The organism is Corynebacterium minutissimum, from assembly GCF_000805675.1.
Classification (GTDB): domain Bacteria; phylum Actinomycetota; class Actinomycetes; order Mycobacteriales; family Mycobacteriaceae; genus Corynebacterium; species Corynebacterium minutissimum.
Window position 1 is genome coordinate 22138 of the sequence record NZ_JSEF01000002.1, and the last position, 15526, is coordinate 37663.

A 15526-nucleotide genomic window follows, 5' to 3' on the forward strand; every position below is an offset into this window, starting at 1 on the left:
TGGAGTCTGAGCAGCGCTAGTGGGCGCCGCGGGGCGGGTCTGGTCCAGGCTCGGAGAGGGAAGCTGCGGTGGATTCGGCGGGGCCTGTCGACGAGCGTGGGTAATCACCGCGGCCGGCAGCGGGAGCGGCAGAGCCGGTGCTGTCAGCGACGCCGGCGGAGACCGTGCGGGCGTTGCGGAGGCGCTGGGAGCGAGGCGCGCGGTGCGGATTGACCGGTTCGCGCGGATCGCGAGGCCCTGGCGGCTGCCACTTAATGCGCCCGTTCTCCCGCACAATGCGGCCACGGCCGGGCAGGCCGTTGATGGCGTTGTGGTATTCGCACAGCGGGGTGAGGTTCTCGGGGTTGGTGTCACCGCCGTTGCGCCATTCGGTGATGTGGTGAATCTGGGCGTAGTCCGCACCACATAAGCAATTTTCCCACGCGCAGGTGGGCTGCTCCCCGATGGCCATGGTGCGCTGCTTGTCGGAGGCGAGGCGCTGGGTGCGGTGCAGTTCGACGGGGCCTTTGACGCGGTCGACGAGCATGACGAGGCCCTCCTCGGCGAGCTCACGCTCGATGAGTTCCGCGCCGGTGACTTTCGCACCATTGGACAGCTGGACGACGATGTCCCCAAGATCCGGCGCAGGACCAGGTTGCACCGCGGTGGTTGACGGGTGTGGGGTGACGGTGGAGCCGGGAGATGGCGGGGCAGGGTGAGAGTCAGGGCGCGGGGTGGCGGGGTCCCCGAGGCGGCCGAGGATCCGGGCGTACTCGGGGAGCTCCATAACAGCGAAGGTCTGGGCGACGGGGCGGGCAAGGCGACCCTCGCGAAACGCGGCGATGAAGGAACCCACAGGATCGTCCTCGTCGATGTTGTAGCGCAGGTCCTCAATGACAGAAGGCGGGGCCGTCACCGTGAGCTTCGACATCTCCTTGCCACGGCGGATATTCACGCCCGGCTTCGGCGCGGGCGGAGGGGCGAGCTCGCGGATTCGGGTGCGGGCATGCCGGGCGACGACTTTTTCATCACCACCAATACTGCACAGCTCAATGCGCAAATCCCACGCCTCGCGCTGTTTCAGGCGGCGGGTAAAGCGCTCGATAAGCATGAGCGTAGGCAGGTCGTGGCCATTGGCGCGGGCAGCATCGGCGGCGCGGGCTTGTTTGCGGGAGAAGGTGGTGGGGGAAAAGTAGACGTCGTAAAGCGCGAGCAAGGACTGCGCCACCGACTCCGGACCCCACGCCCGGAGATGGTCAAGGCTGAGGCCCGCCACAGCGGCGACGAGCTCGATGCCCGCCGCCTGGCTGCGAAGATGCGCTTCAACAAGGTTCATGACAACGACGCTATTGGGCGCCTACAATGTGCACAAGGGCTCAAGAAAAAGCCTGTGGATAACTTGTTGACCGCGTCAGCATAAGTTTTCATTCTTATGACAATCGTTCACAATAGTAGGCATGACTAACCTAAGCCCTTGGCGGACGGGACTTCTCGGATTCTTGGCAGTGGCAGCGCTCGCAACGGTAGCTGGCCTGCTCATTCTCCGCCCCACCAGTGCCTTGACCGAGCACACCAGCCCCGACTTCGCGTCGACGTATGCACTCAACCAGCCGCAGGTTGACGGCACGGTCACGACTGTGGATAACCATTTGTGCAGCGACCCCCACACGGGCAAAGCCTTCGACGAGGCGCCACTCATCCCCGCCTCGGGCGATGACACGTCCTGCACGCGCGTTCTCCTTGACCTCACGTCCGGCGACGACCAAGGCCGCTTAACGCAGCTCGTGTTTTATGGGGTGGCGGGCGACCCGACACTGAACCCCGGCGATGAGGTCATGCTGTCGCGCTCAGCAGACGGAACATACGCCTTCGCCGACTATCGACGCGGCGGAAACCTCACCTTGTGGGCCATCATCGCGGCGGTCATCATCGTTGGTTTTGCCGCGTGGCATGGCCTGCGCGCACTGGTGGGTTTGGGGATTAGCTTGGCTATCGTCCTGCTTTATCTCGTGCCCTCGCTAGTGGAAGGGCACGCGCCACTGCCGCTGGCTATGGTGGCTTGCGCGGCGATCATCTTCCTCGTCGTACCACTCGTCCACGGCGTGAACTGGAAGTCCGCCTCGGCGCTGGGAGGCGCACTGGTGGCGTTGGGGGTTGCGGGGGCGTTGGGGTGGGCGTCGATAAGCAGCACGGCGTTGACCGGCGCGAGCTCGGAAGACAACCTCAAGTTACTGCTCTACATGCCCGGGGTGCCCGTCGTGGGCGTGCTGTTGTGCGGGTTCATTGTGGGTGCGCTGGGCAGCCTTAACGACATCGCGGTGGCGCAGGCCTCAACCGTGCGGGAGCTGCACGCCGCCGACCCGACGGCGGGTCCAGGAAAGCTGTTTGCGTCCGCAATGAAGGTGGGGCGCGACCACATCGCGTCCATGGTGTACACCATCGTGCTGACCTACACCGGTGCCGCGCTGCCGCTACTCATTCTGATTGCGGCCGCGCAGCGCCCAGTGGGTCAGATTCTCTCCAGTGACCTCGTGGCTACGGAGGTCATGCGATCGCTGTTGGGCGCCATGGCCTTGACCCTCGCGGTGCCACTAACCACGGCAATTGCGGCGTTTACGATGCCGGAAGGACGCGGCCCAGGGCGTCGACAGTCCAGCCGGCGGCACGCCAAGCATCGACGTTGAGCACGTTGCGGCCGTCGATGATGTGGCGGCGGGCAACCAGCTCGCCGGCGACGGCCGGGTCGAGGTCGCGGAATTCCTGCCACTCGGTGGCGAGGATGACGAGTTCGGAGTCCTTGAGGGCGACGTCGGCAGTCGGCGCGTAGTTGAGGGTCGGGAACACCTTCTTGGCATTCTCCATGCCCTGCGGGTCGAATACCGTCACAGCAGCGCCAGCGAGGGACAGCGAACCCGCCACAGACAGCGCCGGCGAATCGCGGACGTCGTCGGAGTTCGGCTTGAAGGCAGCGCCCAGGACGGTGACGCGGTGGCCTAGGAGGGAGCCGTCGAAAGCCTGCTTAGCTAGGTCCACGACGCGATCGCGGCGGCGCATGTTGATGGCGTCGACCTCGCGCAGGAAGGTCAGGGCCTGGTCCGCACCCAGCTCACCGGCGCGCGCCATGAACGCGCGGATGTCCTTGGGCAGGCAGCCGCCGCCGAAGCCTAGGCCAGCGCCGAGGAATTTGCGGCCGATGCGCTCGTCGTGTCCGATGGCGTCGGCAAGCTTGACGACGTCCGCCCCCGCAATCTCGCAGATTTCCGACACCGCGTTGATGAAAGAAATCTTGGTGGCCAAAAAGGCGTTGGCAGAGACTTTGACCAGCTCGGCGGTCTGCAGGTCTGTGACGATGAACGGGGTATCCTGCGCCAGCGGCTGGGCATAAACCTCGCGGGCGATTTCTTCGGCACGACTCTCACCGCCGGCGAGCCCTGCCTCGCCGACGCCGAGAACGATGCGGTCTGGGGTGATGGTGTCCTTGACGGCGTAGCCCTCGCGGAGGAACTCCGGGTTCCAGGCGATTTCCACGCTGGTGCCCTCCGAGGCAAGCTCATTGGCCATCTGCTGGAGATCCGCCGCGGTGCCCACCGGGACGGTGGACTTGCCAAAGATGATGTGCTCGCCCTTCAAGCGCGGCACGAGCTCCGTGATAACGGATTTCACGTAGGTCAGGTCCGCGGCATAGGAACCGTGGGCCTGCGGCGTGCCGACGCCGAGGAAGTGCACGTTCGCGAACTCGGCGGCGTCGTCATAGCTGGTGGAAAAATCCAAGCGGCCGGCCTCGATGTTGCGCTCGAGGACCTCCGGCAGGCCCGGCTCGTAGAACGGCACGCGGCTGTTCTTGAGAGCCTCAATCTTGTTTTCATCAACATCTACGCCGAGTACCTCGTGGCCGAGCTCCGCCATACAGGCGGCGTGTGTCGCACCTAGGTAGCCGGTACCAATAACAGTCATACGCATAACCGGCTATTTTAGGCGCTGTAATGCCGGCTCGCCCGGCGAGATGCGGATTGTTTAACGGAAGTTCAGATAGGACTTCGACGGTGTTGGCCCGCGCTGGCCCTGGTACTTCGAGCCGAGCACGCCGGAACCGTACGGTGCCTCCGCCGGCGAGGACATCTTAAAGATGGCCAGCTGGCCCACCTTCATCCCCGGCCACAGGGTAATGGGCAGGTTCGCAGTGTTGGACAGCTCCAGGGTGATGTGGCCGGAAAAACCCGGGTCAATAAAGCCCGCCGTGGAGTGTGTGAGCAGACCCAGACGGCCCAGGGAGGACTTGCCCTCCAAGCGGCCTGCCAGGTTGGCCGGCAGGGTGAACTTTTCCAACGTGGCGCCCAGCACGAACTCACCTGGGTGCAGCACGAAGGCATCGCCGTCCGCGACCTCCACCTCGCTGGTGAGATCCGGCATCTCCTGCTTGGGGTCGATATGCGTGTAGCGCGAGTTATTAAACACGCGGAAGAACTTGTCGAGGCGCACGTCGATGGAGGACGGCTGGACCATCTCGGCGTCGTAAGGCTCGATGCTCAAAGCATCAGGACCTTCGGAGGCGATGGCGGCACGAATGTCACGATCAGAAAGAAGCACGGCTATCAGTCTACGCGGCCACGACCCCACTCCCCTCCTACAGGGCCATTTGCGGGCGCGCGCCGTGGCGGTGCTAAGCTTTCATGAGTGCATAACTTGCATTGTGCCGACGTAGTTTAATGGTAGAACTGCAGCTTCCCAAGCTGCTGGCGCGGGTTCGATTCCCGTCGTCGGCTCCACTTATTTTCCCAGTTCATGGACTAATTTCATACCTACAGGATGGACCATGACAGCCCCTATCTTCACGCCCAAAACCACAGCGGATCTTCGCGCTGAGTGTGAGCATCTACTCCAAGAGCTTGCGCCCCCGCACAATCGATGAATTCCGCGAACTGCGCGCGATTGATCAAATCTTAACCATCGATGAGGCCACTCTGAATCGGTGTGAAGCCTTGTGCTTCGTTATCGGTGGCTAGACACAGATACGATTTCTTTTAGATCTGCTTCTTCCCTAGTCTGAGGTTCTAAGAATCTCTTAAAACGCCCCACGTCAACTCAGGGGCGTGCGGCAACAGACCCCACACAGGCAGGACACAATGGGCAAGCACGAACCAGCGGGAATCACCGACGCAGCCAAGAAAAAAGGCACCAACCACAACGCCATCATCGCGTTGATCCTGATTCTCGTCGGACTTGGCGTCCTGCTCTACCCCGTCGTTGCCACGCAATGGAATAACTACAACCAGTCCCGCGCCGCGGAGGAGTACGCGAAGCTCGAAAAGCAAGCCCCGCCTGAGGTTCTGCACACAGCGTGGGACGAGGCGCAGTCCTACAACGCACAGCTGGGCCAAATCAGCGTAGGCGACGCATGGACCACCACCGATGACGAAGACTCCCCCGAGTACCAGCGCTACCGCCAATACCTGTCTGTGTTGTCCGAGACCGATGCGATGGGCCGCATCGTTATCCCTTCGATCGATTCCGATCTGCCCATTTATCACGGCACTTCAGAAAAGGTGCTCTCCCGCGGCGCTGGCCACCTCTACGGCACGGACCTACCTGTCGGCGGCGTAGGTGAGGGCGAGGGTCGGCACGCAGCACTTTCCGCCCACACAGGCCTACAAAATGCCACGCTGTGGGACAACCTCACCAAGGTCAAGAAGGGGGATGCCTTCTACATCGCCGCCGGCGGCGAGAAGCTCAAGTACGAGGTGCACGATATTCGAGTCGTCGAGCCTGCGGACACCAGCTCGCTCCACCGCGTACCTGGCCAGGACATCGTTACGCTCATTACCTGTACCCCCTACGGTGTTAACACCCACCGCTTGCTCGTCACCGGCCACCGAGTGCCGATGGATCCGAAAGACGAAGCCGCATTCAACAGCTCGGGTGTGCACTGGCAGTGGTGGATGTGGGCCATTCTGGCTGCCGCAGCCATCATCGTGCTTCTACTCATCTACTGGTGGCGCAAATATGTCAGCAACGCTAAGGACGCTGTGCTTGACGACGACCCGCAGGACTCCTAACCGACAATGAATATGCAATAAGACCCGCCCTTCCCTGGTTGTTGGAAAAGCGGGCCTTTTCTAAAAGTAGCTGCAAGCGCTGGTTCTATGCCGGGCGACGTCGCAAAGCAAGGCACCCTGCCGCGATAATCGCGGCCCCAGCGAGAGCCCACAGGCCCACGCCCTCACCACCGGTCTTGGGCAGCGTGCCCTTGGTGATATCAGCGACCTGAAGGACGCCAATCTTCTTCACACAATTGTCAGCGGTGTCGGACTCAGCGCACCTATTACTGGTGATCGCGGTTCCTCCGGAGAGCACCTTGATGACTGCATTGCCATTCTGATCCCACTCCGTCGAGAACTTGATCGGCGCGGGCAGCAGGTTATAGCCGTTCGGCGCCTTGGTCTCGATGAGGTAATAAACGCCAGGGGCGTCCAAACCTTCGAGCTTCACACGGCCCTTGGTGGTGGTCGTGGACTGCTTCACCACGGGGTTCGCATCAGTGTTGACGGTGCCATCCGCGTTGAGCTTCAAGTTCCCGTCAGCGTCACCGCGGTGGACTGTGAACTGCGCGCCATCGAGCAACCCCTCAGTTTGGATCTTGTCCGGGTTATCCGGGTTATAGCTCGCCTTTTCGAGCAGGACGTCCATCGTTTCCTTGGTCTCCAGTGGGATACAGTCAGTATCCTTCCAGCCACCCATTTCTGCCTCATTCATGAGGCCAAATTTAGGCTCGTGCAGGCCACCCTTGGTGTAGCAGCGGGTGTTTCCTGAAGGTTGGCTCGGGTAACCGGCTGGGACGGAGGTGCTGTCCAGTTTTGAACGATCCAGCTTGAAGCGCACCGTTACCTCGTAGACGTGCTGCCCAGTGCTTCCGTCAACACCCTTGGGTTTAATGATCTTCGGAGTGTCATTCTTGTTGAGCTCAAAGGGGCCGGCACCTTGGTACGCACGCGGCTGGCTGGTCTTGTTGAACTCGTCCTTGAATACCACGGAGGCGCCAGTAACTGTAGCAGCACCAACGAACTTCGGGGTGTCCGTAAGCTTGCCGTAGATCACTTCGTTGGTGTCGAAGCCAGGCGCGTCCGGTGCCTCAACTACGACGTTGTACTTCGCGGTGTATTCGTTCGCCGCACCCGGAACGGGCTGCGGTTTGCTGTCGACAGCAACCTTATTGAAACAGGCTTCAGTAGCGACGTTGTCATCTTCAGCCGGACTCGATTCCCCGTCCGTGGCCTGGAAGGCCACCTTGTTGGGACTACACACCGTCTTGAGGTTGCCGTTCTCATCTTTTCGCACCGGCGCAGAGACGACGTACTCTACCTTCGCGTGTCCGGGAAGAGTACCCACGTAACCCTTCATGTACCCCACCTCACCACTTGTGGCTGACGGCACGTCCATCCCGGCGTAAATGCCGCTCTCAGGTTTGATCTCATTGGACCCCGGACCACGGCCGTTGACCACGGTAGATCCCGGACCAAAGCCCTCAAACTTTGCCTTGGGGTCGGTAGCGTTCACACCATAGTGAGTATCCGTTGGTAGGTACTCCCAGAATGTGCCGCCCGAACTGGTGTTATCCGTGGTGTTTTCCAGGGAGATGGTCCAGAAAGTACGCACTTCACCGTTTACTATCTTGGTCTCGGAGCGTTGCTTCTTCACCGCAATGTTTGATTGCAGCGCTGGCGGCGGCGGAACTAGGTCGGAGGCCGCGTCCGTGTTAAATGAAGCAGGCAGGTTGTTCATTATGTTGACCAACTCGAACGTCGGACTACCGGAATCCGGATTACTGATTTTCAACTCAAAGCCCAGCTGATTCGCATTCGCACTACCCGAGCCAAAACCCAGGTTTCCATTGGAGTAGGTCCACGCCTTGCCCCAAGAAGCAGAGGGGTTCGAGATCTTGCGCCCATCCAAGGTCTTGATTTCGGTGAGATCCCAGGTCGTGATTTTGCCGGTCTGTGTGTCAATGCGTTCGAGGATAAGCTTATCGACTGCCTTTGCCCTACTCTGGAAACCCCACATATACTTCTGGGCTTGCGGGAGCACCGCCCAGTCCTCCGAGTAGGACACCTGGTTTCCTAGCACGCGTTGAGCCGTGACTTTGTCGACGTCGACCTTATAAAGGTGACGGCTACCAGAAGTGGACGTGTTGCCCACAAAGAATCCCTCGCTGGTATAGACACCTGCGTTGAGCAGGTCGCGGTCTCCCTCAGTTTCGAATGGCGTACCGCTGCTTCCAGCTTTGAGGAGCGGACCAAGGTTGTGCACCTCACCAGTAGCCGGATTGATCTGCAGGAGATTTCCTGCCGGGTAGCAGGGATCACCATTTTCGCCGCGAATCTGGCTTACCGCATAAAGCCAGTTATCACTCGAATCAAAGGCTAGAGCATTGTACACCCAGGGAGTGGGCTCTCCCACCTGGCGAAAGTCTCGGCCTTGATTTACTTGCCGGCTCAGGATAGAAGTATCTCGGCGACGATCCTTTGGTTCACTGGTTACGACATAGACTGGGCTACCGTCGGTATACTCCTCGGCAGTCAGCTTACGCGGTGGTTGTCTAGGTTCGACTTTTGTGTCGCCTTTACACTTTTCCGGCTCTGGCACGGTAAAAGAGGCTGTAAACTCCGTATTAGCCGGTCCACGATGAACACCCTTGAACTGAATCTGGGCGTTACCGCCGATAGTGATCTGTGGGAGGGTGACTTGGTATTCCTTAGCACTGATCTTCTTATAGGTTGCCTTGGCCTCGTACCAGCCGCCATTAGCACCGGTGTAATAGATCGTCAGGTCCTCAGGGTTAGTCGATAAATTACTGTTAACGCTGGATTTGAGGGTAACCACCGTGCCTTGCGGAATGGACAGCTGGCCACCAAAAAGCTCACCGGACGGAATCTTAAAGTTCGGGATATAGCGGCTTCCCTTAAGCACGTAACCATCGTTTTGCATCGTGATGGTTCGGTCGCCTGCAGCGTACGGGGTAATGTTCGGTGCTGCCATCAGGCGAGCTGGAGCCTCGTCTACGTCAGCAATTTCCAGCGGCTCAGTCACTTCCGAAGGAGCTTCTGAGGTTTCGCTGGATTCCGTTGAAGATGTGCTGGTAGTCTCCTCGGCTACGCCACGCGCATCGACGGCCATCCCACTCACTTCGGAATCCTCTACGACCGCTGGGATCTTCAATGAGAAAGCTGCTCCCGCTGGCACGTCAGTAGAAAGGCCAGTGATTCGGAAAGTCACTGAAGAGCTGGTCGATTTTACAACGAGGTTGTCTCCTTCGCGGACGGGGATCACTTCGCCGTCGATAGTCAGTGTGTAGGCCGAGCCGTCGAACTCTAGTCCTGCAGTCTCAACAGTGAACTCCAAGTCCTCCACGGTTCCGGCGTCAATAACGTGGCCTTCAAACGTTGCGGAGTCGCCAGCAGTCAGGCTCAGCTGGTCTGCGGAATCGAGCTTGGTGCGCAGGGTTGTGGTTTGTGCTTCAGCGACAGCACCAATGATGCCGGGCAGAGCAGCCGGTGCAGCAACGCTAAAAATGAGGGCCAGCGCCGCAATGAACGCCGCTAAGACGCGCCAGCGGTACACTACCGGCTCGGCCGGGTGAGTATCTGTCCAGGACATTAGCGTCCCTCGCTTTCTGAATTCTTCCTGCGGCTAGAGGCAATCATCACAAATCCAGTGGCAATCAACGCCAACGCTGCGGCCACCACACCGAGTACTTCTGCGCCGGTCATTGCCAATGAGCCGCCATTCCCTTGCGAACGGTTCGGGGAATCTGAAGTTGTGTTTGTACCAGATTCCGGGTTGTTAGGTGGCGTTGTCCCAGGCTCGTGCGGAGTCTCTCCTGGCTTCGTCGGTGGTACCGGGGGAATCAACGGAGGGAACACCGGCGGAAACTTTGGCGTTGTCCGCGGAGTACTCGAGGTTGTCGATGGAGTATTCGGGGTTGTCGGGGCCGTGGGGGTCGTCGGCGTTTCACCCGGTTTGTGGGTCTTGGCCACAATCACTCCTGGTACTGGTTTCGGGTTATCTACCACCGTGTGGAATGGAACCGCCACCACAAACGGGTTTATCTCTCGGTAGGAATCATCCGGCGCTGTAGACGTCACCACATAGAAGCCATGAGCTAGACCATCAAACGTCACCTCGCCATTGGCATTGGTGACCAGATCCACGTGCACATCGGTGCGCCAATCACGAACCTCGTCGAGATTCGCGTTCCGTACGCGGGCTGCGTCGTCAGCGTTGGTCGGGTCCAAGCCGGCAAGCCGGTCCAGATGAATTGTGACACCTTGGATTTTTCCCGAGGGCGCCTGGCCATCGTCGTTGGGATTGCCTTGTGTCAGCCGGATTGTCACTGTATCCGTAGCCGAAGTGCGTTCGGCACCAGTGGACTGCTGCCCGGCAACCTGCACCGCTTCTGCAGCAACCACGCCCGGCCCTGCGAACGAAACCGCACACGCTACTCCGACGGAAACCACTCGGGCCGACCATGCATTTGTCAACCTCTTCATCGCCTTACTCCCGCACGCTACTTTCCTTATTAATAACTTCTTGCACCCCGGTAGCCGCCTTCTGGCGACGCAGCCACCACACCAGCCAACACCCAATGACAATCACCGCAGCCAACAGCGCGTACATCCACCATTGCCAGCCCGGACCATGGGAGTTTTCAAACACCGACTCTTCCCCAGGCTCCATAGGAACCTGATGGCCACGCACCAGCAAGCGATGCGTGTTGATCCCGTACGGAGTGCACGTAATCAGCGTGACGTAGTCCTGATCGGCGACTGGCCGTAGGCCATCAACTTCACTCGGCAGAACCACTTGAATGCTGTCGACGACGTACTTCAATTTGTGGCCAGCAACCTGGATGTAGAACACATCTCCCTCGGTGGCAGAGTCGAGGTGATCAAACATCGTTGAATTCGCCAGGCCCGTATGCCCCGTGATGACGGAATGAGTTCCTGGTCCGCCTACCGGCAAATCAGAGCCATATAAATGTCCTAGTCCACGCTGCAGTGTCTTATCCGCGGTGCCATGAAACACCGGCAGATCAACGTCTACGGCTGGGAAGACAAGGCGAGCCATCGCTTCGGTCTCACCCAACTGTTCCAGGTAAGCCTCATAATCGGGATTATCCACACCGATACGGTTCAGCCACGGATCCAAGATCGGACCCGAAGTCTGCTCCTCGTTGTACGCATGCGCAGCATCCCATACGGAGTCCTGCACCTGCGCCGGTGTCTCTTTGTCCAGTCGCGCATACTCTTGCGCCACCCGTGAGGCATTCCAGTTGTTCCAGGCGGTCGAGACCACTGGGTACAGCATCACCAACAACCCGACGACAACGATTACCGCCGGAAGAGCTAAGCCTCCACGGCGCCTGTGCCGCCGGCCCATTTCCTGGCCTACCACCGAAGTCAACGACCCGCACCACCCAAAACAATGCCCACGCGCTAGCGCAGCGCGACCGGGATTACAACGAAAGAGAAAGATAGGAACCGGAATCTACGCCTAGTCCAGTCCCCTCATTGGGTCGGGCTGCCTACCTTGGCTACCCGACCCGCAGCGCAGACCACCATGGACAGTCTGCGCCACCGGAACTACGCCCGGCTATTAGTTGCGCGCGGTACGGCGAGCGAACCATGCACCAGCTGCGACGATGGCTGCACCAATAGCGGCCAGGATTCCGACACCGGCACCACCAGTCATCGGCAGGTTCGGGGTGTCCTGCTTGATGTTGTCGATCTCAGACACGAGGGTAATCTTGTCGTCACCGTTGAGCTCACCAGTCTTCGCGATATTCTCGCGGGTGAAGTCAATCTCGGTAACGTTCTTCTCCGGCAGTGCATAACCAGCCGGAGCCTTGGTCTCCTTCAGACAGAACTTCTTCATGTCGGTGACCTGTGCGTTGTCCGCGAAGTCGGTGACATGCAAGCCATCGATGGTGATGGTTCCATCCTCACCAGTGGTCCACTTGTTCGCACCGTTTACTGTCAACGGGTTCTCGAGCTTATCCTGCGCGGAGGCACATCGGTAGAGCTCGAACTCCGCACCCTGCAGGACCTTGCCGGCCTCCTTGCCGTCCTTCTTCACGACCTTCAGCTTGCCGTGGTAGGTCACGACCTCGTTGGTCTTGTTCTCGACCTCGTTACCGCTATTCGGGTTGTTGAAGATGACGTCAGCCTGGTTCTTCAGCTCAGTGGTGTCGCCAACCTCCTTGCGCTTGACCTCGAAGGTCAGCGAGAGCTTGTCGCCGGACTTAACCTTCTTCAGGCCCTGGTCAGTCAGCTTGACGATGAGCTTGTTGCTGTTGTCAGCCGGAGTGTTGACCTCGTAGTCACCGGTTTCCAGAACAGTGTCGCCAGCCTTGATCTCGGTAATCTTCTGGAAGTCCAGGCGCTTGTCCAGCTGGTCCTCAAAGCGGAAGGCAGTCAGACTCTTGCCCTCGCCCCAGGTCGGAGCGTCAGCGTTAATGGTGTAGGTGTAACCATCCTGGATGTTCTTATCTGCATCCTTGACGGTCTTCTCGGTCTTGGTCTCCGTGTTCTTCGGGTAAGCAACGACGTTGTAGTTCCACGCGTCGGAGGCCTCGTTAACCATCGGAACGGAAACGATGAACGGAGCACCAGTAACGATGCCGGCCGGAGCGCCCGTTTCCTCTACCAGGTAGATACCCAGATCCAGGTTATCGAAGGCAGCCTTACCATCGTCACCGGTGGTCTGTTCATACGTAGTGCTGGTCTCCTTTCCCTTTGCATCGGCGGCGTTCTTCGGGAAGGTCGACCAGTCACCATTCTGCAGGTCGTAGTTCAGCTTGGTGATCTTGTAGGTCACACCAGCGAGCGGCTCACCCTGTACGCCTTCCATCTCCTGGCCGGTAGCTGCATTACCAGACTCGGCACCCTTCTGCTTGTAGAGGGTGATGGAGCCCTTCTTGTTAAAGTCGATGTTGGCCGGGTTAACGGAGGTGCCCGCGGAAGCCTCAGAAGTGGCGGTATCATCCTGAGCCAGAGCGCCCGGAGCGGAGATTCCCAGGGAGAGGCCTACGACTGCTGCGAAAGTGACCGAACGAGCGGTACGAGAGATCTTATTCACGGAAACAGGTCCTTTACATGAGTTGTGTAATGAGACACCGCGCCTCATCAGCTGTACGCAATCCACTCCCCACGGTTTACACACCATGGCCCGGCCCATCGCTAAGAATCTTTCACCCACATAGAGCGACGTTCCCAAGAAGGTAAGGCACCTACCCGGGCCCCTAGCCTAAGTAACGGTAGCCTGTGGATTACATAGCTAGACCCTATACCTAGAAGAAGAAATGCGATATCGAACAAATGCCCGCTTCCCATAAAACCAGCTAGCCCTCTCAAGTAATCGCCCCCCCCCGCGCAGATAATAATTATATTCGCAGTTAAACTGCGGTATTGGTAGCTGCCATTCCACTTTGAGTGATATCGACCTCACCGCCCCCTTACGGGGGCTCTAGCAGCCTTGCCCAGGCACATTGGTGGCAACTATCTCACTGCGAAACGCTTACCAAGAGCGCCATGCAACCACCAGCACAACCATTAACACTGTCAATATCGCCAGGTAGACGTGAATCTTCATGGGCAACCACTGGGGCGCGGCAAGAAGGTACCTCAGGACAATCCCGAAGCCATATATTTTCTCGGTCTTTAACAAACTCCAGATAGAAAGCTAACATCCCTAGGTTTCTTGGCGGGGCTCTCTAAGAACGATCACCAGTAGTTTTCGCGGCACGAAGGAGCGCCGCATAAGCGCCGTCGCGGGCCAGCAGCTCAGCGTGGGTGCCGCGCTCGGCCACGCGGCCGGCGTCGAGGACGACGATCTGGTCGGCATCGCGGATGGTGGACAGGCGGTGCGCGATGACCAGGCGGGTGGCGTCCGCACCAAGCACTGCTTCCTGGATAGCGCGCTCCGTTTCGTTGTCCAGGGCCGAGGTGGCCTCATCGAGGATGAGGACCTGCGGGCGGCGCAGCAGCGTGCGGGCCAGCGAGATGCGCTGTTGCTCACCACCGGAGAAGCGGTAGCCGCGCGAGCCGACGAGGGTATCGAGGCCGTCGGGAAGCCCCTTAACCACATCGGCCACGCGTGCGGCATGAAGGGCCGTCCACATGTCCTCCTCCGTGGCATCGGGCTGCGCGAAGAGGAGGTTCTCCCGCACGGTGCCGTGGATGAGGTAAGTCTCTTGGGAAACTACGCCGATGACTTCCGCACGTTGCTCAGGTGGAATATCGCGCAGGTCGACACCACCCAAAAGCACGGAACCGGAGGTCGGGTCAGCCAAGCGCGCCATAAGTGCAGCGACGGTGGACTTGCCGGAACCGGTATGCCCCACAAGTGCGGTGGTGGTGTGGGCGGGGATGGAAAGGGAGACGTCGGAAAGCGCGTCGGCGTCGGTGCCGGGGTAGCGGTAGGAGACGTTGTGGAGGGTGAGGGAGGCGTCGGCAAGCTGGGCGGGCTCGGTGGCCTCCTTGAGTTCGGGCTCCAGGTCCAGGTACTCAAAGATGCGGCTGAACAGCGCCATGGACGCCACCCACTGCGCGCCCACGTTGAGCAGGCCAGTAATGGGGCGGAAAATCTGGGTTTGCAGGGTAGAAAAGGCGATGAGCGTGCCAATCGTAATCCCCGGGCGCAGGCCGGCCACGAGATAAATCAGGGCTGGCATAACGCCAAAAATGATTTGAGTCAGCGCCATGCGCCAGCGCCCGGCCAATTGGGACTCAAGCTCCAAGCGGATGAGGGAGCGCGAGGTGGCCGAGAAGTTCGAGTAGACCCGGTCCTGCGCTCCTAACGTGGTTGCCAGGCGCATGCCGGAGACGGACAGGTTCTCCGAAATGGTCTGTTGGAGTTCCGCTTGGGCTTGGCTGTTTTTCTCCATGAGGCTGCGGCGCAGAACGGCGGCGCGGCGCGTGAGCCACACGGCAGGAGGCAACACCAGCAAGGACAGCAACGAGAGGGTCGGCGAGAGGGCCACCATCGCCACCAACGTCGCCACCGTCATGGTGAGGTTGCTGGCCACGGACGTCGCGGTGGTGGTCACCATGCCACGCATCGCTGCGATGTCATTGGTCAGGCGCGATTGGATTTCACCGCCGCGGTTGTTGGTGAAGAACTGCAGGGATTGGCGCTGCAAGTTGGCAAAGACCTGCGTGCGCAGCTCGTGCATGATGGTATGCCCCACCCGCGCGGATAAAAAGGACTGGATAACGCCAATGGCTTGGGAGACCACGGTGATGGCCAACATGCCGCCGACAAGCCACAAAAGCAGCGCAGTGTCGTGCCGTGGAATGGCCTCATCCACGGTGCGGCGCACGAGGAACGGCTGCACCACCGTGAGCCCCGAGGTCGCCACGATGAGCGCGAGCACAAGCAGCAGCGTGCCGCGGTGCGGGGCAAAGAGGCCAGCCACCCGACGGAACTCAACCGGGTGCTGGGACAGCTGATCGACGTCCGCGGGGTCCTTCACCGCGGTATGCATCGGCCGCGTCAT

At 59.9% G+C, this 15526-nt stretch carries 10 protein-coding genes and 1 tRNA gene; 3 read left to right on the forward strand and 8 right to left on the reverse strand.

Features of this window, described 5'->3' with window-relative positions:
* Positions 1-16: 16 nt before the first annotated feature.
* A complete protein-coding gene (locus NX84_RS00200) occupies positions 17-1315 on the reverse strand; it encodes an HNH endonuclease signature motif containing protein (protein ID WP_039672537.1) in 1299 nt (432 codons plus the stop codon).
* A 121-nt stretch (positions 1316-1436) separates the two neighbouring features.
* Between NX84_RS00200 and NX84_RS00205 the strand changes: the two genes are divergently transcribed.
* Positions 1437-2663, forward strand: coding sequence for a YibE/F family protein (locus tag NX84_RS00205; protein WP_039672538.1), 1227 nt, complete (start codon positions 1437-1439; stop codon positions 2661-2663).
* On the opposite strand, the gene NX84_RS00210 is transcribed toward NX84_RS00205, so the two are convergent.
* Together NX84_RS00210 and dcd are read right to left on the reverse strand one after the other, a co-directional pair.
* Positions 2593-3939, reverse strand: coding sequence for a UDP-glucose dehydrogenase family protein (locus NX84_RS00210; protein WP_039672539.1), 1347 nt, complete (start codon positions 3937-3939; stop codon positions 2593-2595). The two genes, NX84_RS00205 and NX84_RS00210, sit on opposite strands and share 71 nt — an antisense overlap.
* Positions 3940-3993: 54 nt before the next feature.
* Entirely contained in the window at positions 3994-4566 is a 573-nt protein-coding gene (gene dcd, locus NX84_RS00215) for a dCTP deaminase (RefSeq protein WP_039672540.1), read from the reverse strand.
* A 105-nt stretch (positions 4567-4671) separates the two neighbouring features.
* Here dcd and NX84_RS00220 point away from each other — a divergent pair.
* Positions 4672-4745: transfer RNA gene (locus NX84_RS00220), tRNA-Gly, on the forward strand.
* Positions 4746-5102: 357 nt separating this feature from the next.
* Positions 5103-6032, forward strand: a complete 930-nt coding sequence (locus NX84_RS00225; RefSeq protein ID WP_039672541.1) for a class C sortase — start codon at positions 5103-5105, stop codon at positions 6030-6032.
* An 85-nt stretch (positions 6033-6117) separates the two neighbouring features.
* Here NX84_RS00225 and NX84_RS00230 read toward each other — a convergent pair whose 3' ends face one another.
* From NX84_RS00230 to NX84_RS00245, 5 genes are all read right to left on the reverse strand, one after another.
* On the reverse strand, positions 6118-9627 hold the full coding sequence (locus tag NX84_RS00230; RefSeq protein ID WP_039672542.1) for a prealbumin-like fold domain-containing protein: 3510 nt from the start codon (positions 9625-9627) through the stop codon (positions 6118-6120).
* Complete coding sequence (locus NX84_RS12400; RefSeq protein WP_231913732.1) at positions 9627-10439, reverse strand: isopeptide-forming domain-containing protein; 813 nt, start codon at positions 10437-10439, stop codon at positions 9627-9629. The genes NX84_RS00230 and NX84_RS12400 overlap by 1 nt, the downstream gene beginning before the upstream one ends.
* An 85-nt stretch (positions 10440-10524) precedes the next feature.
* Complete coding sequence (locus tag NX84_RS00235; protein WP_052319593.1) at positions 10525-11409, reverse strand: class C sortase; 885 nt, start codon at positions 11407-11409, stop codon at positions 10525-10527.
* 216 nt (positions 11410-11625) lie between these two features.
* Positions 11626-13107, reverse strand: coding sequence for a SpaH/EbpB family LPXTG-anchored major pilin (locus NX84_RS00240; protein ID WP_039672544.1), 1482 nt, complete (start codon positions 13105-13107; stop codon positions 11626-11628).
* 634 nt (positions 13108-13741) lie between these two features.
* A complete protein-coding gene (locus NX84_RS00245) occupies positions 13742-15526 on the reverse strand; it encodes an ABC transporter ATP-binding protein (RefSeq protein WP_039672545.1) in 1785 nt (594 codons plus the stop codon).